This is a genomic window from Flavobacterium ajazii, assembly GCF_010614725.1.
GTDB classification, from domain to species: Bacteria; Bacteroidota; Bacteroidia; order Flavobacteriales; family Flavobacteriaceae; genus Flavobacterium; species Flavobacterium ajazii.
In genome coordinates, this window is record NZ_JAAEHL010000004.1 from 293498 (window position 1) to 319300 (window position 25803).

Annotated in this window: 26 protein-coding genes; 16 read left to right on the forward strand and 10 right to left on the reverse strand. The window is 33.1% G+C overall.

Features of this window, described 5'->3' with window-relative positions; translation table 11 throughout:
* Window positions 1-45: 45 nt before the first annotated feature.
* Both GWR14_RS09190 and GWR14_RS09195 read right to left on the reverse strand, forming a co-directional pair.
* Window positions 46-810: an alpha/beta fold hydrolase gene (locus tag GWR14_RS09190; RefSeq protein ID WP_163408738.1), complete on the reverse strand. Its 765-nt coding sequence runs from the start codon at window positions 808-810 to the stop codon at window positions 46-48.
* 23 nt (window positions 811-833) lie between these two features.
* Window positions 834-1547: a pyridoxine 5'-phosphate synthase gene (locus tag GWR14_RS09195; protein ID WP_163408739.1), complete on the reverse strand. Its 714-nt coding sequence runs from the start codon at window positions 1545-1547 to the stop codon at window positions 834-836.
* 116 nt (window positions 1548-1663) lie between these two features.
* Between GWR14_RS09195 and GWR14_RS09200 the strand changes: the two genes are divergently transcribed.
* From GWR14_RS09200 to murI, 8 genes are all read left to right on the forward strand, one after another.
* Complete coding sequence (locus tag GWR14_RS09200) at window positions 1664-2323, forward strand: CBS domain-containing protein (RefSeq protein WP_163408740.1); 660 nt, start codon at window positions 1664-1666, stop codon at window positions 2321-2323.
* An 87-nt stretch (window positions 2324-2410) separates the two neighbouring features.
* Window positions 2411-3298: an NAD kinase gene (locus GWR14_RS09205; RefSeq protein ID WP_163408741.1), complete on the forward strand. Its 888-nt coding sequence runs from the start codon at window positions 2411-2413 to the stop codon at window positions 3296-3298.
* 174 nt (window positions 3299-3472) lie between these two features.
* Window positions 3473-4156 (forward strand): type IX secretion system protein PorG, encoded by a 684-nt coding sequence (gene porG / locus GWR14_RS09210; RefSeq protein ID WP_163408742.1) that lies wholly within the window; start codon window positions 3473-3475, stop codon window positions 4154-4156.
* A 1-nt stretch (window position 4157) separates the two neighbouring features.
* Entirely contained in the window at window positions 4158-4898 is a 741-nt protein-coding gene (locus GWR14_RS09215; RefSeq protein ID WP_163408743.1) for an isoprenyl transferase, read from the forward strand.
* Window positions 4831-7572 carry a BamA/OMP85 family outer membrane protein gene (locus tag GWR14_RS09220; protein WP_163408744.1) on the forward strand — a complete coding sequence of 914 codons (2742 nt, stop codon included), beginning with the start codon at window positions 4831-4833 and terminating at the stop codon, window positions 7570-7572. The genes GWR14_RS09215 and GWR14_RS09220 overlap by 68 nt, the downstream gene beginning before the upstream one ends.
* A 41-nt stretch (window positions 7573-7613) precedes the next feature.
* Window positions 7614-8699 (forward strand): OmpH family outer membrane protein, encoded by a 1086-nt coding sequence (locus tag GWR14_RS09225; protein ID WP_163408745.1) that lies wholly within the window; start codon window positions 7614-7616, stop codon window positions 8697-8699.
* Between the two features lie 14 nt (window positions 8700-8713).
* The gene (locus GWR14_RS09230; RefSeq protein WP_187356527.1) at window positions 8714-9217 is read left to right on the forward strand and encodes an OmpH family outer membrane protein; all 504 of its coding nucleotides are present in this window, start codon (window positions 8714-8716) and stop codon (window positions 9215-9217) included.
* 252 nt (window positions 9218-9469) lie between these two features.
* The gene (murI, locus tag GWR14_RS09235) at window positions 9470-10249 is read left to right on the forward strand and encodes a glutamate racemase (protein ID WP_163408747.1); all 780 of its coding nucleotides are present in this window, start codon (window positions 9470-9472) and stop codon (window positions 10247-10249) included.
* A gap of 4 nt (window positions 10250-10253) precedes the next feature.
* Here murI and GWR14_RS09240 read toward each other — a convergent pair whose 3' ends face one another.
* Window positions 10254-11489: a PorV/PorQ family protein gene (locus tag GWR14_RS09240; protein ID WP_163408748.1), complete on the reverse strand. Its 1236-nt coding sequence runs from the start codon at window positions 11487-11489 to the stop codon at window positions 10254-10256.
* Complete coding sequence (locus GWR14_RS09245; protein ID WP_163408749.1) at window positions 11490-12809, reverse strand: DUF4270 family protein; 1320 nt, start codon at window positions 12807-12809, stop codon at window positions 11490-11492.
* A gap of 232 nt (window positions 12810-13041) precedes the next feature.
* On the opposite strand from GWR14_RS09245, the gene GWR14_RS09250 reads away from it, so the two are divergent.
* From GWR14_RS09250 to GWR14_RS09270, 5 genes are all read left to right on the forward strand, one after another.
* A complete protein-coding gene (locus GWR14_RS09250) occupies window positions 13042-13884 on the forward strand; it encodes a DUF6268 family outer membrane beta-barrel protein (protein ID WP_163408750.1) in 843 nt (280 codons plus the stop codon).
* 16 nt (window positions 13885-13900) lie between these two features.
* Window positions 13901-14908 (forward strand): Kelch repeat-containing protein, encoded by a 1008-nt coding sequence (locus GWR14_RS09255; RefSeq protein ID WP_163408751.1) that lies wholly within the window; start codon window positions 13901-13903, stop codon window positions 14906-14908.
* Entirely contained in the window at window positions 14898-15233 is a 336-nt protein-coding gene (locus GWR14_RS09260; protein WP_163408752.1) for a DUF4907 domain-containing protein, read from the forward strand. Before GWR14_RS09255 ends, GWR14_RS09260 begins: the two co-directional genes overlap by 11 nt.
* A complete protein-coding gene (locus GWR14_RS09265) occupies window positions 15234-16346 on the forward strand; it encodes a sensor histidine kinase (RefSeq protein ID WP_163408753.1) in 1113 nt (370 codons plus the stop codon).
* A 98-nt stretch (window positions 16347-16444) separates the two neighbouring features.
* Window positions 16445-17158 carry a LytR/AlgR family response regulator transcription factor gene (locus GWR14_RS09270; RefSeq protein WP_163408754.1) on the forward strand — a complete coding sequence of 238 codons (714 nt, stop codon included), beginning with the start codon at window positions 16445-16447 and terminating at the stop codon, window positions 17156-17158.
* An 84-nt stretch (window positions 17159-17242) separates the two neighbouring features.
* Here the strand turns inward: GWR14_RS09270 and GWR14_RS09275 are convergent, their stop codons facing one another.
* Both GWR14_RS09275 and GWR14_RS09280 read right to left on the reverse strand, forming a co-directional pair.
* Window positions 17243-17761, reverse strand: a complete 519-nt coding sequence (locus tag GWR14_RS09275; RefSeq protein WP_163408755.1) for a gamma carbonic anhydrase family protein — start codon at window positions 17759-17761, stop codon at window positions 17243-17245.
* 12 nt (window positions 17762-17773) lie between these two features.
* Complete coding sequence (locus tag GWR14_RS09280; protein ID WP_163408756.1) at window positions 17774-18763, reverse strand: PorP/SprF family type IX secretion system membrane protein; 990 nt, start codon at window positions 18761-18763, stop codon at window positions 17774-17776.
* Window positions 18764-18909: 146 nt separating this feature from the next.
* On the opposite strand from GWR14_RS09280, the gene GWR14_RS09285 reads away from it, so the two are divergent.
* From GWR14_RS09285 to GWR14_RS09295, 3 genes are all read left to right on the forward strand, one after another.
* Window positions 18910-19809, forward strand: a complete 900-nt coding sequence (locus GWR14_RS09285; RefSeq protein WP_163408757.1) for a NifU family protein — start codon at window positions 18910-18912, stop codon at window positions 19807-19809.
* Between the two features lie 146 nt (window positions 19810-19955).
* Window positions 19956-20285 (forward strand): YtxH domain-containing protein, encoded by a 330-nt coding sequence (locus tag GWR14_RS09290; protein ID WP_163408758.1) that lies wholly within the window; start codon window positions 19956-19958, stop codon window positions 20283-20285.
* Window positions 20286-20393: 108 nt separating this feature from the next.
* Window positions 20394-21206, forward strand: a complete 813-nt coding sequence (locus GWR14_RS09295) for a mechanosensitive ion channel family protein (RefSeq protein WP_163408759.1) — start codon at window positions 20394-20396, stop codon at window positions 21204-21206.
* A 7-nt stretch (window positions 21207-21213) separates the two neighbouring features.
* On the opposite strand, the gene tsaB is transcribed toward GWR14_RS09295, so the two are convergent.
* The 4 genes from tsaB to GWR14_RS09315 form a co-directional block, all read right to left on the reverse strand.
* The gene (gene tsaB / locus GWR14_RS09300) at window positions 21214-21885 is read right to left on the reverse strand and encodes a tRNA (adenosine(37)-N6)-threonylcarbamoyltransferase complex dimerization subunit type 1 TsaB (protein WP_163408760.1); all 672 of its coding nucleotides are present in this window, start codon (window positions 21883-21885) and stop codon (window positions 21214-21216) included.
* Window positions 21886-21918: 33 nt separating this feature from the next.
* On the reverse strand, window positions 21919-23208 hold the full coding sequence (locus tag GWR14_RS09305; RefSeq protein WP_163408761.1) for an efflux RND transporter periplasmic adaptor subunit: 1290 nt from the start codon (window positions 23206-23208) through the stop codon (window positions 21919-21921).
* Window positions 23209-23214: 6 nt separating this feature from the next.
* Complete coding sequence (locus GWR14_RS09310; RefSeq protein WP_163408762.1) at window positions 23215-24594, reverse strand: TolC family protein; 1380 nt, start codon at window positions 24592-24594, stop codon at window positions 23215-23217.
* A gap of 79 nt (window positions 24595-24673) precedes the next feature.
* Window positions 24674-25795 (reverse strand): efflux RND transporter periplasmic adaptor subunit, encoded by a 1122-nt coding sequence (locus GWR14_RS09315; RefSeq protein WP_163408763.1) that lies wholly within the window; start codon window positions 25793-25795, stop codon window positions 24674-24676.
* Window positions 25796-25803: the final 8 nt, after the last annotated feature.

Genomic DNA, 25803 nt, shown 5'->3' on the forward strand with positions numbered 1-25803 from the left:
CTGGTTTAAAATTTATCTAAAAGTACTATTTTTTAATCAATTTAACTATTCTTTTAAAAATGTAGCGGTAAGTTCAAAAAACAGTTTTGGGTTTTCTGCATGAAGCCAGTGTCCGGCACCCGGAATTGTTTCTAATTGTAAATTTGGAAAATGCTCTTTAATTGCATCAATATCAGAATCTAAAACATAACCTGATTCCCCGCCACGAATAAATAATGTCGGTTTATCGAAAACCAAACCATCCGCCAGCGGTTTCCCAATTGCATCGAGATTGTTATTAAAAACTTCAAGATTAAAACGAAAAGCCAATTGTCCAGGTTCAATCCAATATAAATTTTTCAGCAGAAACTGACGAGTTCCAAAATCAGTAACATATTGCGCTACAATTGCCTCTACATCATTCCGGCTTGGTTTTACAGAAAAATCGACAGCATTTAAACCCGCCAAAATATCCTGATGATGCTGTTTATAAAATTTCGGACCAATATCTGCGACAATCAGTTTGTCTACAATTTCCGGATGTGTCGTTGCAAAAAGCATCGCTACTTTTCCACCCATTGAATGCCCGAGTAAATCAATCTTATCTAAATTATTTTCCTGACAGTATTCAAAGACATCCTGCACCATTGCTTCATAACTCCATTCCTCTGAATGAAAACTGCGCCCATGATTTCTTAGATCTAAAATATGAACCTGAAATCCGGCTTCTACATATTGTCCGGCAAGTGTTTTCCAGTTATCAGACATTCCAAGAAAACCATGCATAATAACGAAAGGTTTTCCTTCTCCTTCTATTTTTGAGTAAAGCATATTTATATTTTTATTCTGGAGAATTATTTCAATTTATTCAAATACATATTCACCACATTATCCAAACCAAGATAAAGTGCTTCTGAAATTAATGCGTGACCAATAGAAACTTCTAATAATCCCGGTATGTTTTGTTTGAAAAACTGAATATTATCCAGACTTAAATCATGTCCGGCATTGATTCCTAGACCTAATTCATTTGCTAATTCTGCAGCCTTTACGTAAGGATCAATTCCGTTTTTATTTCCTAAATCGTATTGGTGTGCAAAAGTTTCTGTATACAATTCAATTCTGTCTGTCCCTGTTTTTTTTGCTCCCTCGATCATTTTCAGAACAGGATCAACAAAAATCGAAGTTCTGATTCCATTTCTTTGAAATTCCTGAATAACCTCGGTTAAATAGGCCTGATTATTTATAGTGTCCCAACCTGCAGAAGATGTTATAGCTCCAATTGCATCCGGAACCAGTGTCACCTGATCGGGTTTGCATTCTAAAACCAAATCAATAAAATTATGCTGCGGATTTCCTTCAATATTATATTCTGTAGTAACAATTGCTTTCAAATCACGGGCATCCTGATAACGAATATGTCGCTCATCCGGACGAGGGTGAATCGTGATTCCCTGACCACCAAATTTTTGAATATCGGCAGCCACCTTTAATAAATCAGGAACATTGCCTCCACGCGCATTTCTTAGGGTAGCAATTTTATTAATATTTACACTTAACTTTGTCATATAAATAAATTATTAATTGTGGTAACATTATATTTGTAACGACAAAAATACAAAGTAAAACGTAGCGCTTTTTGCTATTTTTTGATTATTTTGCATCAAATATCTTCAAACGACTTATGACAGAAATCACTCACTATATCACCAACGATTTTAGAGCAATCGACAGTCTGGAAAGCATAGCGTCTGTTCAGGACTTTTTTGCTGATTTGAATTTTTCTCATTTCCCTGTTTTGGAAAATGGAGTTTTTATCGGAAGCATTGCATCTGATGATGTCGAAACTTTTGATACGGATAAAAAAATAACCGATTATAAATATTCTCTGGAACGTTTTTTTGCCAGAAAATCGATGATTTGGCTCGACGTCCTGGAAATTTTTGCAAAAAACCACACCAATACAGTCCCTGTTATTGATGAAAATAATAGCTATATAGGTTATTATGAAATGGAAGACATCATGAAATTTTTTCAGGAAACTCCATTTTTAAAAGAACCTGGCGCAATTATTATCGTTCAAAAAGGGCTTTTAGATTATTCAATGAGTGAAATTTCTCAGATTGTAGAAAGCAATAACGGTAAAGTTTTGGGATGTTTTGTCTCTGAAGCCAATTTAGAAAACGTACGAATTACTGTAAAAATTGGTTTGGGGGCAATTAATGAAATCATCCAGACTTTTAGAAGATACAATTACGAAATCATCTCAGAGCATCAGGAAGATACTTATATTAACAGCTTAAAAGAGCGATCTGATTATTTAGACAAATACCTTAATATATAATTATAATGTGGCAATTAGAAAATGAGTCAATTAGATAATTTTCACATTGGCACATTCTCAAATTTTCTCATTATCTAACATAACAAAATGAAAGTAGCCATTTACGGACAGTATTACCAAAACAGCACCGAACCAATTATCAAAGATATTTTTGTGTTTTTTAATACCAATAATGTCGAAATGGTTATTGAGGAAAACTTTCTAAAAATGCTTTATGAGAAACAATTAATCAAAAAAGAATACCAAACATTCTCTGCAAAAACACAGCTAGACGACAGCTTTGAGATGCTGATCAGCATAGGCGGAGACGGTACAATTTTAAGAGCTGCTACGTTAGCCCGTAATTCCGGAGTACCGATTTTAGGGATTAATGCAGGAAGATTAGGCTTTCTCGCAACTGTTCCAAAAGAAAGTATTGATGGTTTTTTACAGTTTGTAATTGACAAAAACTACACTATTTCTGAAAGAACTTTATTAAGTCTTACTTGTGATCCGAAAAATGAAGCCATAGAAGAGGATTTGAATTTTGCAATGAACGAAGTTACGGTAAGCCGAAAGGACACTACTTCGATGATTACTGTCGAAACCTATCTAAACAACGAATACCTAAACTCCTATTGGGCAGACGGGCTAATACTCTCTACTCCAACGGGTTCAACAGGTTATTCGCTAAGCTGTGGCGGACCAATACTGACACCAGATGTAAAAAGTCTTGTAATCACCCCAATAGCTCCACATAATCTAAATGCAAGACCGTTAGTTATACCTGATGACACCGAAATCAAACTTCGGGTTTCAGGAAGAGAAGACCAATATTTGGTTTCTCTGGATTCGAGGATTGCATCAATTAAAAACGAATCGGTTTTGACCGTTAAAAAAACCAATTTTAAAATTAAAATGGTTGAAATTCCCGGTGAAACTTTCCTAAAAACCCTGAGAAAAAAATTACTCTGGGGAGAGGATAAAAGAAATTAAACTTTTTTACCAGTTCCGATCATACGATATTGGTACTTTTTTTCGTTCTGCATATATCAAATCTTCATTAAATGTCTCAAAATCATAAGGTAAATTTAAAAAAAGACACATTTAACTAAAGGAACTTTGATTCGTATTGATAATTATTATATTTGCACGCAATTTTTAAATTAAATGAAGAAAATTTTTAATTTATTATTATGTTTTTTCCCCTTTATTACACTTAATGCTCAGATAAATGAGATTGGTGTTTTTCTTGGCGGAAGCAACTTCATAGGAGATGTCGGAAGCACTACTTATATTGCTCCTGAAAAATTGGCTTTTGGTATCCTTTACAAATGGAACAAAAGCCCACGGCATTCATATCGTTTCTCGTATACCCAATCTTCAGTTGCAGGAAACGATTCTCAATCTGAAGAATCAAGCCGAAATCAAAGAGGCTATAGCTTTAAAAACAATATCAAAGAACTTTCTGCTGGTTTAGAATTTAATTTTTTTGACTTCAATCTACATGAAGAGGATTTAAAAATCACACCCTATATATTTTCAGGATTAAGTTATTTTAAATACGATGAACTATACGTAGAAAATGGAGTGACAGAAAAAAACAAGAATTCAAATTCCTTAGCAATACCTATTATATTAGGTTTAAAATCAAACATAAGCAGGAATTTTGTTTTAGCAGCTGAAGTTGGAGCCCGATATACTTTTACTGACAATATAGACGGAAGTTTCCCTAAAGATGATTCTTTAGAGGCAAATCGTTTCGGGAATTTAAATAATAATGACTGGTATGTTTTTACCGGAGTTACCTTAACATACACTTTTGGACAAAAACCTTGCTATTGCGCAGAATAAAATGAGTTTATTAGAATCTATAGATAAGACAAATTTACCACGCCATATCGCCATTATTATGGACGGAAATGGACGTTGGGCAAAACAACAGGGGTATCTTCGTGTTTTTGGACACGAAAATGGCACTAATTCAGTAAGAGAAATTATCAAAACATGTACTAAACTTAAAATTGAGTTTCTTACACTATATACTTTTTCTTCAGAAAACTGGAATCGTCCAAAATTAGAAGTAAAAGCATTAATGAAAATATTGATTAGTTCCTTAAAAAAGGAAATAATTACTATGCAGGCAAACAACATTAAACTTACAGCTATTGGCAACCTAGATAAGTTACCGGAATCGGCTCAAAAACAGGTAAGAGATACGATTGAACAAACCAAAAACAATACAGGTCTGACCTTAACACTAGCATTAAGTTACGGATCCAGAGAAGAATTGACTAATGCTGTAAGAGTCATAAGCGATAAAGTTAAAAATAATATAATTTCAATAGACACTATTGACGATTCAATTATAAATGAGCATCTTTACACGCAAAATTTACCCGATGTAGATTTATTAATACGAACAAGTGGAGAACACAGAATAAGTAATTTTTTGTTGTGGCAGATTGCCTATTCAGAGTTATATTTTACTGATGTCCTCTGGCCGGACTTTAAAGCACAACATTTATATGAGGCTATCATTAGTTATCAAAAAAGAGAACGCAGATTTGGAAAAACCAGTGAACAAATTAAATAATACTTTAGTGTTGCAAAAAAAAATACAAATAATACTTACCCTGTTTATCTTGGGTAGTTTTTCTCAAATAAAAGCTCAAGAAAGAATCCCATTTGATCAGGGAAAAAAATACATTCTTGCAAAAGTTTCTGTTGTTGGTAAAATAAGCTTCAATGAGCAAACCGTTGTTACCTTTTCAGGCCTACAAAAAGGCCAGGAAATTACTGTTCCCGGAGAAGAAATTAGTGGCGCAATCAAAAAACTAGGTAAACTAGGTCTTTTTGATGAAATTGCTTTTTATGTAAACAAAGTAGAAAGCGACAGTATCTATCTAGACCTGAATATAGTAGAACTTCCTAAACTAAACGAAGTAAAATTTGTCGGAATCAAAAAAAGTAAGGTTGAAGGTTTAATAAAAGACAATAATCTTACAAAAAGTAAAATCGTAAATGAGAACTTAATCACTACGACAAAAAACTATATAGAAAATAAATACAAAAAAGAAGGTTTTTATAACACAAAAGTAACCATTACAACCACTCCTGATACTACAGCAGGAAATAATGTAAATATGCTTGTTCGTGTTGATAAGGGAGATAAGGTAAAAATCAGTAGTATCGATTTCATAGGCAATAAACAGCTTACAGCCAGTCAGCTTAGAGGTGCAATGAAAGACACAAAACAAAAAAATGTTTTGCGTGTATTTAAAGCTTCTAAATTCATTCCGGAAAAATACAAAACGGATTTAGAAAAAGTTATTGCTGCCTATAAAGAAAAAGGATATCGCGATGCCCGTATTATATATGACTCTGTCAAATATAATAAAGAAAAAAACATGCTTGCCATCAAGATTAATCTTGAGGAAGGAAACAAATATTACTTCGGAAATATTAAATTCTTAGGAAATACGGTTTATTCTGATCAACAACTTAACCGTTATTTGGGAATTAAAAAAGGTGAAACCTATAATGGGGTTTTACTTGAAAAAAGGATTGCAGACAAAACAAAACCTGATGGCGAAGACATTACCAATCTTTACCAGAATAATGGTTACTTGTTTTCAAACATTAATGCAGTAGAAACAAGAACTGCAAACGATACAATTGATTTTGAAATTAGAATTACTGAAGGGCCGATTGCTTATTTCAATAAAATCTCCGTAGTCGGAAATGACAAAACAAACGACCATGTTATTTATCGTGAGCTAAGAACCAAACCCGGAGAAAAATACAGTAAAGAGTTGTTAGTACGAACTATTCGTGAAATCGGACAATTAGGATTTTTCGATCCTGAAGCAATTGATCCTAAATTTAAAAATGTAGATGCAGGTGCCGGAACGGTAGATATTGAATACAACTTAGTCGAAAAAGGTTCCAGCCAGGTTGAACTTCAGGGAGGTTACGGCGGTGGAGGTTTCATCGGAACTCTAGGTTTGTCTTTTAATAATTTCTCAGCAAGAAACATGTTTAAGAAAGAAGCCTATAAACCGCTGCCTATGGGAGATGGTCAAAAAGTTGCCCTTCGTCTACAGGCGAGTACTTATTTCCAGACGTATAGTGTATCATTTTCTGAGCCATGGTTTGGAGGAAAAAGACCAGTACAATTTAACTCCTCAATTTCATACAGTAAGCAATTCAACTACAGCTACGGTCGAAATGTAAATAAAAGCCAAAGCTTTAACATTTTCACTGTTCAGGTTGGACTTGCCAAAAGACTGACAGTTCCAGATGATTATTTTGTATTATCTCAATCTGTAAGTTACCAGCATTACGATTTGAATAATTATTATACTGGCTTGTTTACTTTTGGTAACGGAGCGTCCAGAAACCTTGCTTACACTGTTGGCCTTACAAGAAGCAATAAAGGGGTTAATCCGATTTTCCCGACATATGGTTCAGAGTTTAGTGTATCTGCAAAAATAACTCCTCCTTATTCTTTGTTTAATGGTATTGACTATTCAACATTAGGAGAAAAAGAAGAGTATAAATTAAGAGCTACCGCAGATGCAACTGCCGCAGATGCCAATGGTCAAATGATAAAAAAAGGGGACTATCTTGATTCAAGCGGCAATAAAGTAAGTACTTATCAGGAAGCAGGTGCAGATGCCGCAAAAGTAGACCAGCAAAAATATAACTGGCTTGAATACTATAAAATTAAATTTAGAGCAGACTGGTACAATAAAGTATATGGCAAATTAGTTTTAAGAACATTAACTGAGTTTGGTTTCATGGGAGCATACAACCCTGACAGAGGTGTTGTACCTTTTGAACGTTTTTATTTAGGTGGTGACGGTATGGCGAATTACTCTATGGATGGTAGAGAAACAGTTGGTTTAAGAGGATACGAGAACAACTCTTTGACACCAATTATTACTGACAAGGACGATTCCAGATATGGGCAGCAAGTTGGTGCAACAATTTACAATAAATTCTCAATGGAATTACGTTATCCTATTACGCTTAAGCCATCAGCATCTATCTATGCTTTAACGTTTTTAGAGGCAGGTTCTGCTTACGACGGATTTAAAAACTACAATCCATTTGATTTATATCGTTCAGCTGGTTTTGGTTTACGTGTATTCATGCCTGCTTTTGGATTATTGGGTATTGATTTTGGATATGGCTTTGATGCACAGCCTGGAGAATCTAAAGCTCATGGTCAGGAAATCCATTTTATTATTGGACAACAATTTTAAAAACATGATATTTGGTTAAAATTTACAAATAAAGCAATGTTATGAGAAAACAATTTTTATTTATATTTTTAGCCCTGATTGTAGCAAATACAAGTGAGGCACAAACAAGATCCACTAGAATTGGCTACATTGACATGGAATATATTTTAGAAAATGTTTCTGATTACAAAGAAGCCAAATCACAATTAGACCTAAAAGCTACCAAATGGAAGCAGGAAATTGAAACCAGAAAAATAGAAATCAATAAACTCAAAGAAAGTCTTAAGGCAGAAAAAGCCTTACTAACAAAAGAACTTATTGAAGAACGGGAAGCAGAAATTAAATTCCAGGAAAATGAAATGCTCGAATACCAGCAAAAACAGTTCGGAGCCGACGGAAATTTAATGCATCAGAAAGCATCATTGGCAAAGCCAATACAGGATCAGGTTTTTACTGCTGTCCAGGATATTGCTGAAGCTAAAAATTATGATTTTATTTTTGATAAATCTTCAGATTTAACGATGCTTTTTTCCAACAAAAGATTTGATATCAGCGATCAGGTTATCCGTATTTTAAACAGAACCGAAAAAAGAGAACAACTCTCTAAAAAGCAATTAAAAGAACAGGAAGCCAAAGAAAAGATTGAAAATGAGATTGATGAGAATCCTTCTATGGCAGAAAGACAAAAAGCTCTTGATGCAAGAAAAGCAGCAAGAGAAAAACTGGTTGCAGACAGAAAACTGGAACAGGAAGCCAAAAGAAAAGAATATGAAGACAGAAGAAACGCTATAGCTGCTGAAAAAGCAGCTAAAAAGAATGGCACGGTTTCTGAAACTGCTAAAACGGAAACATCAAAAACAGAAACAACCGCCAAACCTGCAGCTACGGGAACAAGTACTGAAACAGTAAAAACAGATACCGCTACAAAAACTCCAACAACAGGAACAAATACCGAAACAGCAAAACCAGCGGCAGAACAGACAACAACTACAGAACCTGTGGTTAATAAGGCTGAAGAAAGGCAAAAACTTTACGAACAGCGTAAAAAAGAATTAGAAGAAAAGAAGAAGAGAATTTTAGAAGAAAGAGAAGCGGCAAAAAAAGCAAAAGAAGCCGAAACACAGAAAACAAATACGACCAATAATTAATTAATTTTTTTAAAATGATGAAACAAATCAAAACTTTACTAATTGCTGCAGTGCTTATTTTGGCTGCAAACAATTCAATGAATGCGCAGGCTAAAACAGCTCATGTGGATGTTAGCGAGATTATGTCGAAGATGCCGGCTATGCTTGATGCTCAAACTCAATTACAAAAATTAAGTGGAACATACGATGCTGAATACAAAAAAATGATTGACGAATATCAAACAAAAATCAAAAAGTATGAGGCAGAAGCTGCAACTGCAACTGAAGCAGTAAATGCTGAGCGTTCTAAAGAAGTTCAGGACATGCAGAAAAGAATTGGTGATTACAGAGACAATGCTCAAAAAGAATTGCAGCAAAAAGAAACTGATATCGTAAAACCTTTAATGGAAAAAGTAAGAGCTTCTATCCAAAAAATTGGAAAAGCGAAAGGTTACCAATACGTATTAGACGGTTCAACTCTTTTATTAGCTGATGGTCCAAACATTACTGCTGATGTTAAAAAAGATTTAGGATTCTAAGAACCCAATTTCCTTATTGCAAAAATGGCTCAACTTAAGTAGTTGAGCCATTTTTGTTTTTATCATACATAATTAGAATTCACCAAAACCTCTTTAGAAAAAAGAACAAAAAACATATTAGTTTTAATGTTAAAGCCAGAGAAATATCTAAGCAAACATTTATTGATTTTTTATCAAATTTCTAATTTATTTAACCTGAAAATCCAATAAAAAGTACGAATTTAGATTCTCAAAAAAATGTAATTTTGTTTTATGACCAACAACAATCCTATAGGCGTTTTTGATTCCGGAATTGGAGGAACTTCAATCTGGAATGCTATTCATGAATTACTTCCAAACGAAAAAACCATTTATTTAGCTGACAGTAAAAATGCTCCTTATGGTCAAAAATCTAAAGATGAAATTGTTGCCTTAAGTAAAAAAAACGTGGATTTTTTAATTGAAAACAACTGTAAATTAATTGTTGTTGCCTGTAATACTGCCACTACAAATGCCATTAGGGAACTTCGTACGGATTATGATATTCCTTTTATTGGCATTGAACCGGCAATAAAACCGGCTGCACATAATTCTAAAACACAGGTTATTGGTATTCTGGCTACAAAAGGCACTTTAAACAGTGAATTGTTTAATAAAACTGCAGAAATGTTTCAGGATACAAAAATCATTGAACAGGTGGGTTACGGACTCGTTCAGCTCATTGAAGACGGGAATCTTAATTCACCGGAAATGACTCAGCTATTAGAATCATACCTACAGCCTATGATTGAAGCTAATATTGACTATCTTGTGTTGGGATGTAGTCACTACCCCTATTTGATTCCGCAGATTAAAAAAATACTTCCTGAACATATTCAGATTATTGATTCTGGGGAAGCTGTAGCAAGACAAACCAAAAACATTTTACGTGAAGTAGGTTTTTCAGATTCTAATGTTCAACAAAGCGAACCTGTGTTTTATGTCAATTCAAACCCGGCGGTTTTGAAATCAATTTTAAATAATAAATACAACGTTATTCAAAAAGATTTTTAATCCATTATTCTATTTTTCGCTTAACAAACCAAATTCCGTCTAATGACAAATTAAGCGATAACTTATGGTAATTCTCTTTTATAAGTCCATCCCCTATTTTCCCTTTTTGACCATATGAATATGATATATTAAGAGTTGAATAGGTATTGTCTATCGGCAGGCTGATTCCCAATGAAATTGCTGCATTATTAACCCTTTTCCCATCAACTTCAAGATAACCTGTATTATAATTCACCCCGGCACCGTACTGAACACTATCCCAATAACTTCTTAAATTTTTATTTCTTTTAAAAGTAAATCCTAAAGCAAAGCGGTCCTGGTTGACAAAGTTCCCATACAATTCTGACTGATTGGTATCACTCCACAAACTCTTCTCATAATCAAGAGTCATATTCAGATTGTTTTTGAAGCGTTTACTAATACCAAATCCTATTTCTAAAGGCAGATAATAATCATCGGTATCAGAAGCTGCGTCAGACTCTATGGTACTTTCATTTGAACTGCTGATGGTTGCTACGGACTGAACTTTAGAAGCCTTAACCTGCGAGGGCATTTTAAAAGTAGAAGCAATCGTAAAAGTAGAATCTATTTTATACTGGACTCCCAAATCTGCACGTACGCCACTATAATTTGTTTTTTTATCAATAGTTGTTATTGAATTTGAAATCGTATAACTTCTTTGATCAGTAGTATTACCAAACAATACAGTCCCTGTAACCCCCACAGATAACTTTTTACTTATACGATACCCATATGATACATCAAAATTATTTAACCCTCCTGATCCTTCTGCATTTAAAATATAATATTCAGAACTGTTCGCAACTGGTAATTTAAGTTCTGAAATTTTAAAAGCAGCACTTGAATAAGGTCTTAAACCAATTCCGAAAGCAGATTTTTTACTCACTGCAAATGCAAAAGCAATATGTGAAAACTGAAAATTATTGCGGTTTTCAGTTTTGGAACTGCTTTGAAAAGTTGTACCAATAAATTTACCTCCTACTTCAAACATAAAATGATTCTGTGGCAAATAGCCTAATGAAGCAGGATTCAGATTGTTGATAAAAGTATCTGATGGCAGTGCTATTCCTGAAGAGCCTATTGAAGGAATAGAGCCATAATCAGCATCATAAACACTCCCTAAACCATACAAAGAATAAGGAGAACTGGAAATACTTTGCGAAAATGAAGTTACATACATTAAAATGAAGCAACTCAAAAAGATAACTTTATTTTTCATTTAATAAGAGAGATAGTAAATTTTCAGTTGAATTTTATTATTCAGATGTTTTTGATCTCCCAAAACAAGTCTGTTAACTGCTTTACTTATAGTAGGCAAAACAAAGATTAGTGAAGATTTAGAATCTGATTGTTTAAGCATTTCTTTTTGCAAAAAACCACCGACCGATAGCGAATAACCAACATTTTCGTTGAATTCGTCACTTTGTTTATTGAGTTTTGCAAATAATGCTGTTCCTGATGAACTGTTCAGGCTACCGCTGATCCTGTTTAATTTATCTGCTACGTATACCTGCAAGGAATCCGACAAAGGAAATTTTTCAGAATATGTATTGTTTACAGGTTTTAAAATCAGTTCTGCATCAACAATAGCACCTTTATCTGATATGTATTTGAGTTGCTTTATATTTGGAAAATCAATTCTACAGGCTACACCCGTACCCGACTGAATAAAGCCCTGATTATTGGTAAGTAAACTCGATAATTTACTATTTGAAGCCGGTAGGTCTTGAATCAAAGTTCCGGATTTATCCAGTGAAATAGCATTAAACTGCTTAGTGGCATCTACAATAGTAAAATCTTTCACATAAGAGTCTATATCATCCCCAAGATATTTTGAATAATACAACCGTACTTTACTCGTGAGGCCAAACCCAATCACACTTGAAGAATTAGTTGTTTCCGGAACCAGTACTAACCCTTTTAGATATTCAGCAAAGCTGTCAAAATCAGTAACCTCTCTCTTTTTTAATTTTAAAAAAAGAGCTTCTCCAAACGTAACGTCCATTTTAATATTAATTGAATCTTTCTCTAACGGCCTGGGTTTATACGAAACAGTACCTAAACTTTCTGAACTATAATTTAAACTAGAATTATTATAAAAAGAATCATCATCGGTATTAGGCTTTACCTTCTGAAGTAACCTGTGAATACTGAATGTCTGCACTTTAGTTGTATCACCATAATAATAATTATCATATTTTAAAATCATGGAAATAGAATCGAAAACATAATTTGCAGATTCTGTATCGGTGGTACTAATCAAAGAATATGAGTCTGCTGCCAGCTGAAAATAACTATTTGATTTTACTTTCCCAAAAATTGGATCATCATAGTTTCCTACCAAAATACGGCTCTTATTTGATGTAATTAAGGAATCGAAATTTATCGTAGACATTTCGACCGTAACAGTATCGATTAAAATTACTTTGTTGTTTACCGCCAAATAATCAGACCCAACAACAAATTCTCCGGCATCTGTATCTGTGCCGCATGAAACCATTGCAAAGGCAAAACACACCATCAATATAAACTTATACATAATCCTAATTTTTGGACAAATATAAAAGGCACATTTCTGGACAGCACTATAACATATACGACCTCGCACTTTTTACCTATAGACAGCAAAAAATTATCTACGACATACTTTCACAAAGCATTACCCCATTAAACCTTAAAAATTGCCGTTTTGTCTACTAAAAACAGCCATACATATATCTTCTTTTTTTTAAAACAGGTCTACTCCTACTTTTGAACCAATTAAATAAATAATGAAAATAAAGGTTTTAATCTGGTTGCTGTTTTTGGCGGGGATGTTAGGTATGAAAGCACAGGAAAAATTTGCTGTCGATTTTAATATAAAAACAGAGCCAACAGAAGAAATAAATTTTAACGAAACAAACACAGGCATTTTTATTTCTAAAAAAATTAATGACAGAAATGAATTTACAAACAAAATAGAATACACGTCTCTTAAAATAAGATATGAAGCAGGAGCTTATGAAAATTTTGAAAATCTGAATCAATTTAACCGAATTCAAAACAAATTTGAGTTTTCGCATAAAGTTTCTGATGCAGCTAAATTCAGTTTAGCCGTTATGCCAACAGCCAATTTTCAACAAAATTTAGGCATTTCGGATATTAGCGTTTTAGGAAGTTTTCAGTTCAGCCAACAATTAAATTCAAAGACAGTTCTAAATATTGGTATTGAAAGATCAACAGTTTTTGGTTCGCCTAAATTCATTCCGACATTCTCATTTACAAACAAATTAGGTAATCGTACCAATATTTTAATCGGTTTTCCAGATTCCAAAATATCGTATTTTAATAACGACCGAAACAAATTTAGCCTGAGCAATAGTTTTAACGGTAGTTTTTACAATTTGGACAATCCTGTTGAAATGTACAATACAGCAAAAAAAATTAGTACATCACAAATAAGCACTGCTCTTGAATACGAACGTAACATGGATAAAAACTGGTTTATCAATTTTAAGGGAGGTTATGATTTTGAGAAAAAATACCATCTTTTAGATGAGAATAATCATAAACTATATGATTTTAACACCGGAAACGGATACATTTTAAGCATTGGGATCAAATACAAACAATAAATTAAATTAATACACTATGAATAATCTAAAAAAAGGAATATTATTCGCGGCTCTATTTTCAAGCCTGTTTTTTATAGGCTGCAGTAACGATGACGATGATGATGAATTAGTAGGAAACTGGATTAAAAAATCTGCGTTTGACGGACCTGCCAGATCTAGTGCTGCAAGTTTTGTTATTGGAGATTATGCTTATGTCGCGACAGGTTATACAGGAGATGAATATTTAAAAGATTTATGGGCTTACAACTCAAACGGAGATTACTGGGAACAAAAAGCCGATTTCACCGGGACAGGAAGAAGCTCCGCATCAAGTTTTGCTCTTAATGATAAAGGATATATTGGTTTAGGGTATGACGGAACCAATAAACTAAAAGATTTTTTCCAATACGACCCTCAAAGCAATTCCTGGACTCAAAAAGCAGATTTTGGAGGAACAGCACGCTATGGAGCTGTTGGATTTCAGGTGGGCGGAAAAGCTTATTTTGGAACTGGTTATGATGGAAATTATCTGAAAGATTTTTATCAGTATAACGATAGTGATAATACATGGACACTTGTCAGCGGATTTAGCGGAAACAAAAGACGTAATGCTACCGTTTTTGTCATCAATGACAAAGCTTATCTGGGAACCGGTATCAATAACGGAACAAATCAGGAAGATTTCTGGGAATTTAATCCCTCAACTGAAGTCTGGACAAGACTTCGCGATATTGATCAGGATGATGATGATGATTACAGCTGGAACAATGACTATGCAATTACCCGTTCAAATGCATCAAGTTTTAGCTTAAACGGATTGGGTTATGTTGTAGGAGGTGAAGGAACCAAAACTGTTTGGGAATATAATCCGACAACTGATCTTTGGGAAGAAAGAACAGCCCTTGAAGGAGCATCAAGAACAGATGCTGTAGGCTTTGCAATTAATAACAGAGGATTTTTAATGTTGGGAAGAATCGGTTCTACCTATTTTGATGATGCCTGGGAATTCAGACCACTTGAAGAACAAAATGACGATGACAATTAATACCTCAAATCTCAAATTCTTCCGGAAATTATTTCGGAAGAATTTACTTTTTATTACATTTTTCCTGTTACTAATCTCTTGTTCAAAAAAAGAAACACTTCAGGCAGAATCAATAAAAACTACATCCGGCTGGGGGTATACAATTTCATATAAAAATAAAACTTTAATAAAACAGATCATTATTCCTGTAATTAGTGAAGTTAAAAGTTTCAGTTCTGAAGAAGATGCCTTGAAAGTTGCCCATTTGGTAATAAAAAAACTCAATCAAAATACATCTCCTTCGGTAACCAAAAATGATTTAATTTTATTAAAAATAAAAATCTAAATGAATATCGGTGCCCTTAAAAATACAAATTCAAACAAAGTTTTATTCCACGTTACCATTTGGACTTTCTTTATATTGACATCCTTGATTCAGTTTTATGAAAGTCCCTTTAGAATCAGTAATGATTTTTATGTACAATGGGGTACCGGAATCATTTTGTTTTATCTGAATTATTTTTATTTGGTACCCCTTTTGCTTTTAGAGAAAAAATACTGGCTCTATTTTGTTTTTATTCTGGCGCTCATTTTACTTTTTATGGCAATCAGGATTAATTATTTTATTCCCGAATTCAATCATTTGCGACCACCTAATATGATGCCTCCTAAAATGATCCCTCAAGAAGTTAAAATGTTTTTGAAAAATCAGGAAATGAGAGGGCGCATGCACAAACAACCATTTTTTTTTAAAATCGGCCCTTCGTTTTTCTATCTTTTAATTACTGCCATTAGTGCTATTATAAGAACCTTAACCGAATTTTATCAAAATCAACAAAATAAATTAATCGCCGAAACGCACAGAACTAATACCGAATTAAATTATCTGCGTAAACAAACAAATCCGCATTTTTTATTTAATTCACTTAATAGCATCTATTCTTTGGCTCACAAAAAATCTGATTTGGTCCCTGATGCCATCGTGACATTATCTGAACTCATGCGATACATGTTGTATGAAACAGATAATAAAACGGTGGCTTTAGAAAAAGAAATTGACTATATTCAGAATTATATCGAACTACAAAAACTGAGGCTTAATAATATTGAAAATATTGTTATTAATGTTCATGGTGATACCCGAAATAAATTTATCGAACCCTTATTGTTAATTTCATTTGTAGAAAATGCATTTAAATACGGAACCGATTATAAAGGGGCTGCTTATGTAAAAATTAAAATTTTCATTTTGGATAACAACCTCGATTTTTGGATTGAGAACACTATCGAAAATCAGGTAAAAGACCCCGACAATTCAGGAATCGGTCTGGTAAATATTCAAAACAGACTGGATTTACTGTATCCGGACGCACATGAACTTACAATCAGACAGGACAGTCAATATTACCGTGTACATTTAAATTTAAAACTGGACAAAATCCAGACTGAAATCCAATAAAAGCGTACTGAATTTTAACTAAATTTTAAAATGTAAGTACTTAGTTTAAAACTACTTTTGACTTGTAAAAACAATTACTAAAATTAACTTCGATACAAATGAAATGTGTAATTATTGATGATGAGCCATTAGCAGTTGACTTACTAAAAGATTTTGTCAGCAAAGTAGATTCGTTAGAATTAATTAGTACTTTCAACAATGCTATTGACGCTGTATCTTTTATTAACCAAAACAACGTAGATTTAATTTTTTTGGATATTCAGATGCCTCATTTTTCCGGTATTGAATTTTTAAATACAATTGAAAAAAAGCCTTTAATTATTTTCACAACCGCTTATTCTGATTACGCTGTTGAAGGTTTCAATCTTGGTGCAGTAGATTATTTAGTAAAACCCATTCCGTTTCACCGCTTTTTAAAATCGGTTGTACGGGCTCAGCAAATTTTTAACCCAACAGCTATTCAGTCTAATCCCGAAATCCCTGTCACTACTGAATCAGAACAGGATTTTATGTTTGTAAGGGCTGAATATGAAAATGTAAAAATAAATTTTTCGGATATTTTATTCATCGAAGGATTAAAAGATTACGTCAAGATTTATACAACAGACAATAAATTTACACTGACATTAATTAGTCTTATCAAACTGGAAAACCTGCTCTCCAGTAAAGGTTTTTCAAGAATTCACAGATCTTACATCATTAATATCAAACATGTAAAATCGATACAAAAAAACAAAGTATTAATCAGCGACAAGCGAATTCCGATAAGTGAAAGCTACAAAAGTTCATTTTTCGAAAGAATCAATTTATAATTCAGTAAACTCCAAAATAAAAAATCCAAATTCCAATAATTTTGAATCTCATTAGAATTTGGAACTTGAAAATGTATTTATAATTTATTCTTCGTTTTTAAACCAGCCCGAATACATCACATAATTATTTGAGATGCGCTCAATTTCACCCGCAAAATCTGACTGATCAATATCTTTCACCTTTTTAGCGGGAATACCTGCATAAATACTGCCTGAAGCTACAACTGTATTTTGAGTCAAAACTGCTCCGGCAGCTATAATCGAATTGCTTTCGACAACACAATTATCCATTACTATAGCACCCATGCCAATTAGAACATTGTCATGAATAGTGCAACCATGTACAATAGCATTATGACCTATAGATACGTTATTGCCAATAATTGTGGGATGTTTTTTATATGTGCAATGAATAATAGCTCCATCCTGAATATTTACTTTATTCCCAATTTTAATAAAATTGACATCTCCCCGAATCACAGCATTAAACCAAACACTACATAAATCACCAAAAACTACATCCCCTACAATAGTTGCATTTTCAGCAACATAACAATCTTCAGGGATTACCGGAGATTTACCATTTACAGCTTTTATTAACATGATATTCTACTTTTAATTAACAGCAGGACAATTACAATCGTAGCGTTCTCTCTTACAAAATAAATTAATTCCTAAAGTTATTTGGTGATAGCCTCCTGTATCAAATTTTACATCTCCGGTTACGTTTGAATAGGTATAAGCAAACATGAAGTTGTTATAATTAAGACCAATAATAGGAGTTATATATTGTAGTTTTTGATCACCAACACCATTTCCTGTTGTATATCTTGCTCCATCAAAACTTCTTCTGTAAGATAAGGCAGCCCATATACTTCCAAAATCCATGTTTTTATAGGCTTTTAAATTCAGGTCAATGGACTTTTCTTTGGTTTTTTCAAATAACTGAAATAAAATAGAAGGTTCCCAGGTAATATTTTCCCTTTTTCCAAAAACATAACCGGCACTTAACAAAAACTTTCTAAGATTATCACTTTCATAATCGGTATATAAGCCTCTTCTGGTTTCTATAAGTCCCTGAATCGTTGCATGTGCATAAAAATCCAAAAAATTATATGACGCTCCCACATCAACATTAAAATAAGAATCGTTTTGAATAGAACCAAAAACGATAGGATCAAAAGTCCCGCCAAAGGAAGTTTCATCCAGTTGACTTTGAATTAAACCTCCACTAATACCAAAAGAAAGCTGATTTAAATCCAGTTCGCTTCTTGAGAACATAATATGATGAGCATAAGTAAGTTTCACTCCTTTTTGTGAATGATATCCGTTTTTATCATTAAAAATAATAACTCCTCCACCCGATCTCTCTCCTATTTTACCATTAAAACTTAATGTCTGCAAAGACGGTGCTTCATCCTGGCCAAACCATTGTTTTCTGGCAGTCAGTCTTATTTTTGCACAATTTGCAGCACCTGCCATAGAAGGATGTATCAAGTAATAATTATCTGATAAATAATCTGAATATACCGGAATTCCTTCTTGTCCGTAAGAAAAAAATGTTGCAGTTAAAAAAAAGAATAAAAATCTAATTCTTAATATCATAATAACAAATGAGTTTATAAAACACTTTACACTTTAAATAATAATCCTTAGAGTTTATTTAAAAAGAGTCTTAATTAATGCAATAAAAATCAAATATAGCTATTCGTAGAAAATAACTTTAGTAAATTTGCAAAAAATATACAGACATGGCAAAAATCACTATAAAAGAAACTCAAAATCCGACTATTATAAAGTTTGAATTTGACGATTTTATCACTCAAAATCAAAACTTTGAGTTCAAAAATATCGATGAAGCGCAATCATCTCCGCTTGCTCAGCAATTATTTTACCTTCCATTCGTAAAAACAGTCTATATTTCCGGCAACTTTATTGCGGTTGAAAGATTTAGCATTGTAGAATGGGATGATGTTAAGGAAGCTGTAGCAGAACAAATTGAAGCTTTTGTAAATAAAGGAGGAGTTATTATCAACATTGACGAAAACAAACCAAAAAAACAGCCTATCACTGTTTACGGTGAGTCTACCCCAAATCCGGCTGCTTTAAAATTTGTAGTAAGCAGAATGCTGACCAAAAATGCCGTTGAATATAAAAATATCGACCAGACTGCCTCTTCCCCTCTGGCGAAAGAGTTATTTAAATTTCCTTACGTTAAAGAGGTTTTTATTGATGAAAACTACATTTCGGTAACGAAATATGAAATCAATGACTGGCAGGAAATTACGCTTGAACTGAGAACTTTCATCAAGCAGTTTATCGAAAACGGAGGAACAGTTTTAGACGAAAGCCTTCTTGAAATCGCAGTTAAAAACGATGCAACCAAAGATGAAGCTTTTGATAAATTAGATGTAACATCGCAACAAATCATCAACATCCTTGAAGAATATGTAAAACCTGCTGTTGCTGCTGATGGCGGAAATATTGCTTTTGATTCTTATAATGAAGATAATAAAGTTGTAAAAGTAATTTTACAAGGAGCTTGCAGCGGTTGTCCATCATCGACATTTACTTTAAAAAGCGGTATCGAAAACATGCTGAAAAGCATGCTGAATGACGAGCAAATTACTGTCGAAGCATTAAACGCATAAAAGACAAAAAATTAATTATATAAAAGCGCCTTGTTTGGCGCTTTTTTTGTTTCTACTCATACTTACTTTCAATATTTTACCAAAATACAACACAATACTTATACAAAATCCTTAATATTGTATTCTAACCTAATAAGCTTTGTAACATGGGATTATCATCATTTTTAAAAAAATTATTTAGCAAAACTCAGGAACCGGCTATTGAAACCGAAAATGGAATTATCGAAAAAGCAGAAAATTTTGTAGAAGAAACGTTAAACAAAGTTAAAGAAGCCTCTGAACCAATATTGGAAGATGCTGTTGAGTTTACAAACCATGCCAAAGATGTTATAAGTGAATATGCAGAAAAAGCAACTGATTCTATAAATGACATCATTGATTCTGTAAAAGAAAGTATAGAAACTGATGATTCACCACCAAAAATTTACGACACTGTAGTAGATATTAGTGAAAAGCCAATAACAGAAACTGACTGATAAAACTTATATCTTATAATGTTTAAAAACTATTTTTTATTATAGCAAATTTTTATATTTGCAAAACTAATACGCCTTCTCAATGAGAAGGTTTTTTATTTTAAAATCATGAACGTTAATTCAGACCAACTCGGTAATTATGCTACCCGATTTATTGACTTATTATTTGATTATTCCCCAAAATTAATCTCTGCTTTTTTAATTTTATTTATCGGTCTGTATGCTATTAGATTAACAAACCGAATCATTAGAAAAGTAATGATAAAGAGAAATTTAGATCCTACTTTATCTAAATTCCTTGCTGATATATTACTTTGGGCTTTACGAATTCTATTATTTGTAACAGTTATTTCAAATCTCGGGGTGCCAACCTCGTCATTTGTTGCTATTTTAGGAGCAATGGGCTTAGCGGTAGGTTTATCATTGCAGGGCTCACTTTCAAACTTTGCCGGCGGAATGCTGATTATTCTTTTTAAGCCTTTTAAAGTAGGAGATACAATCGAAGCACAAGGCGTTATCGCAACAGTTGCAGAAATTCAAATTTTCGTTACAAAATTAATCACAGGAAATAACCAAACTGTTTTTATTCCAAATGGAGCATTATCTAATGGAAATATTATCAATTATTCAATGCAGGGTGAACGAAAAGCCGATCTGACTTTTGCTGTTTCTTACGATTCAGATATCAAAAAAACAAAGGATATATTACTAGATGCTTTAATTAAGAACCCAAAAGTTCTTAAAACTCCTGCACCCGAAGTATTTGTAAAAAACTTAACAGCAAGTTCTGTAGAATTTGCGGTGCGACCATGGGCAAAAAACGAAAATTATGGAGCTGTTTTTTCTGAAACTTTAGAGAATTGTAAAACAGCATTAGATGAAGCTGGCATTGCAATTCAGCCATATACACTTCAAAAATAGAATGAATTTATTGCTTTTTTGGAGCAGTAATCATAAAATCTTTTAAATAATAAGGTTCAAAATAAGCGACATCTACAGTGTCGCTTATTTGATATTTATCGTAACTGATTTTACTCATCGCTGCAGCCGAAGGATATTTTACTTCTTCTAAAAACACAAAATTTTCTTTTGTCAAAACTGGTCTGCATTTTTCTGCACAGTCGCCTACAAAATAAATTGTATCTGTTAAATCGCTAAAAGAATTTTCAGTAATAACTTCAGCTTGAATGGCTCTTTCCGTTTCAAGTTTAGAATTAAAAACAGCGCTGTAGACTTCCATCCTTCTGGCATCCAGCATCGGGATTATTTTTCCTTCAGAAATTTTAGCCTGAGATGCCAAAGTTTGTAAAGTATCTACTGCTATCAACGGAATATTTAACGCAAAACACAATCCTTTTGCTGCCGAAACCCCAATTCTCAAACCAGTGTAAGAACCTGGCCCCTGACTAACGGCCACTGCTGCCAAATCATGAACAGAAATTCCGGATTCCGCAATTATTTCTTCAATAAAAACATGTAATTTTTCAGCATGTGAATAACCTTCTTCTGCAATTTCTTTGCATATAATTGTTTCACCATCTTTAGCAATTGCTACTGAACAATTTTTGGTGGCGGTTTCTATATTGAGAATAAAAGACAAAATTTTTTATTTTAAAAGTTAATTTATATCGAGTTATTTCTTCGGAGCTCCAGCCTTTTTAATCTTTACTTTATCACCCGAATTTAACTCTTTTGAAACGGTTGTGTAAGGTCCTGTAATTACAATATCTCCCGGTTTTAGTCCAGACATCACTTCAATATTTGTATCGTCCTGAATTCCGGTTTTGATAATTCTGATTTTTGCTTTATCACCAACTTTCACAAATACGCATTCGAATTTTTTATCGCTTTTGGGTACAGCTTTTTTCTCATTCGGATCTTCTACCTTAAAATCTTTCACTGCAGTCGTATCCGATTTTACTACAACAGAGCTAATAGGCACTGCCAAAACATTTGTTTTCGTTGTTGTAATAATATCAACCGTTGCTGTCATCCCTGGTCTAAATGGCGAATATGAAGCAGGTTTTCCTTCCTGTAAATCCTTATATGATTCTTTTAAAATACGAACCTTTACTTTAAAATTAGTTACCTGATCAGATGTTAAAGTAGTGCTTGCCGAATTGGAAATACTGGTTACAATACCCTTGAATTTCTTTTTTAGATAGGCATCTACTTCAACATTAGCTTCGTCACCAATTTTTATTTTTACAATATCATTTTCATTAACATCAACTTCAACCTCCATATTATTAAGGTTAGCCACTCTTAGAAGCTCTGTTCCTGCCATTTGCTGCGTTCCTAAAACACGTTCCCCCAACTCAACGTTTAATATCGAAATAGTTCCATCTGCAGGAGAATAAATCGTAGTACGTCCTAAATTATCTTTTGCTTCATTTACTGAAGCAGAAGCACTCTGAACATTATAATACGAACTTTGTCTTGTAGCCTTTGCTACTTCAAAAGAAGCAATTGCTTTATCCCAGTCTGATTTTGAAATAACTCCCTTATCATACAAAGTTTTATTTCGCTCGTAATTTGCTTTTGCCTCTTTAAAACTGGCTTCTGATTGTGTCAAACCTGCTTTGGTTCCGGATAAATTTGAAACTGATCGATTATAACTTGATGTATACAAATCAGGATTGATTTTCACCAATAAATCTCCTTTTTTAACGACCTGACCTTCTTTTACATTTAATAAAATAATTTCACCTGAAACTTCAGGTGCTATTTTAACTTCTATTTCCGGCTGAATTTTACCTGTTGCCGAAACTGTTTCGACAATGGTAGAAGCCACTACTTCTGATGTTTCTACTTCTTTGCCTTCATCCTTATTTCCTATAATTCCAGCTTTTGAAAGACCAATTAAAGCAACTATAATTACTAATGCTCCTCCTAGTAAGAAATAAATTGTTTTTTTTGACATAATAAATTATTTTGTTTGAATTGGAACAATTGGAATTCCAAAGTAAAATTCAAGTATTTTTATTTTGAACATGTAATCATATTTTGCCCTGATAACATCTGACTGTGCATTAGTTAACAAAGTCTGAGCCTGAGTAAAATCAAATGCATTCATCAAGCCTACATCGTACTTTTCTTTGGCAAAATTATAAGCCTGTTGTCTGGCCTCTAAAGTTACAGTCGATGATTCATAAGTATTTAGCGCTCCTTTTGCGTCTGTAAAAGCAGTATAAACGTTACGCTGCAAATCTAAACTTTTTTGCTCTAAATCTATTTTGGATTTTTCTAAACTAACTTTGCTTCTTTCTACATTATTTTTAACTGAAAACCCGTTAAAAATTGGCACGTTCAATTGTAAACCAAAATTATGTCCTTTATTATTACTAAACTGGTCAAAAATTGGATCTGGTCCAACAACCGTTGGAACACCATTAATATCCTTAAGCTGATCACTATAACTGGCTCTTGTATTGAAAGAGTAAAAACCGGTTAGCGTTGGCTGAAAAGCTCCTTTTGCTATTGTTACATTTTTCTCTGCAATTTCCAGATTAGTCTGTGCCAGTTTCAATTCTGTCCTTGTTTCTTTTGCTTTGTTGTAAATATCGACTGGATTTTGTGCCATGATATTATTTTCATCCTTTGCATTTGTATCATCAATTACATCAAAATCAGTAAACTCTTTTAATTGTAAAAGCTGCGCTAAACTTAATTTAGAAATCAACAAATTATTTTCAGCAACAACAATAGCCTGCTGATCAGTTGCAACTGTAGCCTTAAGGTCAAACAAATCACCTCTTGGAATTGTACCTGCACTTACCATCTCTTCAGAACGTTTTAATCTTTTCTCGTCTATTAAAAGTTGTTCTTTTCTTACTTTCAAATTTTCTTTATAAGCAAGAATCTCTAAAAATGCATTAGCAACATTCAGAGAAATATCTTCCTGCATTTTTAATAGTTGATACTTTGATGCAATGATTGATAGTTTTGCTTTTCTATAAGTATTTTGATTTTGCAGACCTTTATAAATATCAACTCCTGCATTTAAGCCAACTGAAGAGTATTGAGTAGTTTGATTACGTAAAAGTCCCGTTGTTACATCCTGATTCAAACCAATATTCCAGGAATGTGAAGCACTGCCATTTACCGATGGAAGGTAACTGCCGAATGCACTTTTTTTATCAATATCAGCATTTTTAACATCCAGCTCTGACAGTTTTATTGTTATGTTATGATCTAATGCATATTTTACACATTGTTCAAGTGTCCATTGCTTTGTTTGTGCCTGAGCTGATATGCCAAATCCAAAAAGTATGGCAAAAACAAGACTATTATATTTATTTATTTTCATATATTCTGAATGAAAGCATAGCCAAAAACTACGCAAATTTAACATTTTATAAACCCAAAAAACTCTTTATGCTATCAAATTATTTTTTCTCACCTTCTCCTTCATTAATCAATCCCTGATTCCAGATTTTTATTTTATCAGAAGACTTAACACCGCTTTTAACCTGAACATAAATTCCGTCACTAACCCCCAAAACCACGTCCCTTCTTTGAAACTTTTGAGGAGTTATTTCGATTTCAACATAAGGTTTTTGAGTTTTTTTATCAAACTGAACCAATGACTCTTTGATTGCCAAAACTTTGTCTGCTTTCTCTAAAATTATAGAAGCATTTGCACTTAAACCTGCTCTTATAAATGTAGCATCTCTATTTTCTAAAGAAGCTTTAATCTCAAACTGAATAGCACCATTTTCAGTTACTCCTTTTGGGGCAATATAGGTTAAAACAGCCGTAAATTTTTTGTTTTCAATTGCTCCAACTGTAATCTCAATAGGCATTTTTTCTTTTATTTTGCCTACTTCTGATTCATCGATTTTCCCTACAAAAATCATTCTTCCAACATCTGCAACGCTTGCTATTGTTGTTCCTTCATTAAAATTATTACTTTCAATTACCTGATTTCCAACTTTTACAGGCACGTCTAAAACCATTCCGTTTACAGTAGAACGAATAAGCGTATTTGCATAGTTTCCTAATGATGATGTTGTTCCTGTTTTTACGATATCAAGACTTTGTTTTGCAGACAGATAATTTTGTTTTGCCTGTTTGTAAGCTAATTGAGCTGCATCAAAATCATTAGCAGAAATTACATCTTTTTCAAATAATGTTTTTTGCCTCTGATAGATTTTTTCCTGGTTATCTAAAGCAATTTTAGCAGTCTGTACCTGATTTTGGGTACTGCTTACATTAGACACATTCGCAACGACTTTGATTTTCGCAATCATATCACCAGCTTTTATTTTTTCACCGGCTTTAATATATACCTGCTCAATAATACCTGAGATATTTGGCTTGATTAGAACCTCTTCATCCGGCTGGATATTACCTGTCGCAATCGTATTCTTTACAATCGTTTTAATTTCAGCTTTTTCTGTTTTAAAAACAACTGGCGACTCCTGATTTTTAGCATACAGATAGTAAAGTGCGCCAAAGAAAACTATAGCAATAAAGATTAAAATGGTTACGGTTACTCCTTTTTTCATTTTGTTTG

Bases quoted from the DNA above. Each gene is read 5' to 3' on its own strand.
- GWR14_RS09230 (WP_187356527.1), top strand. From the start codon at position 8,714: ATGATGAAACAAATCAAAACTTTACTAATTGCTGCAGTGCTTATTTTG.
- GWR14_RS09215 (WP_163408743.1), top strand. From the start codon at position 4,158: ATGAGTTTATTAGAATCTATAGATAAGACAAATTTACCACGCCATATC.
- GWR14_RS09225 (WP_163408745.1), top strand. From the start codon at position 7,614: ATGAGAAAACAATTTTTATTTATATTTTTAGCCCTGATTGTAGCAAAT.
- GWR14_RS09250 (WP_163408750.1), top strand. From the start codon at position 13,042: ATGAAAATAAAGGTTTTAATCTGGTTGCTGTTTTTGGCGGGGATGTTA.
- GWR14_RS09220 (WP_163408744.1), top strand. From the start codon at position 4,831: ATGAGGCTATCATTAGTTATCAAAAAAGAGAACGCAGATTTGGAAAAA.
- GWR14_RS09280 (WP_163408756.1), bottom strand. From the start codon at position 18,763: ATGATATTAAGAATTAGATTTTTATTCTTTTTTTTAACTGCAACATTT.
- GWR14_RS09195 (WP_163408739.1), bottom strand. From the start codon at position 1,547: ATGACAAAGTTAAGTGTAAATATTAATAAAATTGCTACCCTAAGAAAT.
- GWR14_RS09260 (WP_163408752.1), top strand. From the start codon at position 14,898: ATGACAATTAATACCTCAAATCTCAAATTCTTCCGGAAATTATTTCGG.
- GWR14_RS09240 (WP_163408748.1), bottom strand. From the start codon at position 11,489: ATGAAAAATAAAGTTATCTTTTTGAGTTGCTTCATTTTAATGTATGTA.
- GWR14_RS09305 (WP_163408761.1), bottom strand. From the start codon at position 23,208: ATGTCAAAAAAAACAATTTATTTCTTACTAGGAGGAGCATTAGTAATT.
- GWR14_RS09200 (WP_163408740.1), top strand. From the start codon at position 1,664: ATGACAGAAATCACTCACTATATCACCAACGATTTTAGAGCAATCGAC.
- porG (WP_163408742.1), top strand. From the start codon at position 3,473: ATGAAGAAAATTTTTAATTTATTATTATGTTTTTTCCCCTTTATTACA.
- GWR14_RS09245 (WP_163408749.1), bottom strand. From the start codon at position 12,809: ATGTATAAGTTTATATTGATGGTGTGTTTTGCCTTTGCAATGGTTTCA.
- GWR14_RS09270 (WP_163408754.1), top strand. From the start codon at position 16,445: ATGAAATGTGTAATTATTGATGATGAGCCATTAGCAGTTGACTTACTA.
- GWR14_RS09290 (WP_163408758.1), top strand. From the start codon at position 19,956: ATGGGATTATCATCATTTTTAAAAAAATTATTTAGCAAAACTCAGGAA.
- GWR14_RS09315 (WP_163408763.1), bottom strand. From the start codon at position 25,795: ATGAAAAAAGGAGTAACCGTAACCATTTTAATCTTTATTGCTATAGTT.
- GWR14_RS09295 (WP_163408759.1), top strand. From the start codon at position 20,394: ATGAACGTTAATTCAGACCAACTCGGTAATTATGCTACCCGATTTATT.
- GWR14_RS09190 (WP_163408738.1), bottom strand. From the start codon at position 810: ATGCTTTACTCAAAAATAGAAGGAGAAGGAAAACCTTTCGTTATTATG.
- GWR14_RS09285 (WP_163408757.1), top strand. From the start codon at position 18,910: ATGGCAAAAATCACTATAAAAGAAACTCAAAATCCGACTATTATAAAG.
- GWR14_RS09255 (WP_163408751.1), top strand. From the start codon at position 13,901: ATGAATAATCTAAAAAAAGGAATATTATTCGCGGCTCTATTTTCAAGC.
- GWR14_RS09275 (WP_163408755.1), bottom strand. From the start codon at position 17,761: ATGTTAATAAAAGCTGTAAATGGTAAATCTCCGGTAATCCCTGAAGAT.
- GWR14_RS09265 (WP_163408753.1), top strand. From the start codon at position 15,234: ATGAATATCGGTGCCCTTAAAAATACAAATTCAAACAAAGTTTTATTC.
- GWR14_RS09310 (WP_163408762.1), bottom strand. From the start codon at position 24,594: ATGAAAATAAATAAATATAATAGTCTTGTTTTTGCCATACTTTTTGGA.
- GWR14_RS09205 (WP_163408741.1), top strand. From the start codon at position 2,411: ATGAAAGTAGCCATTTACGGACAGTATTACCAAAACAGCACCGAACCA.
- murI (WP_163408747.1), top strand. From the start codon at position 9,470: ATGACCAACAACAATCCTATAGGCGTTTTTGATTCCGGAATTGGAGGA.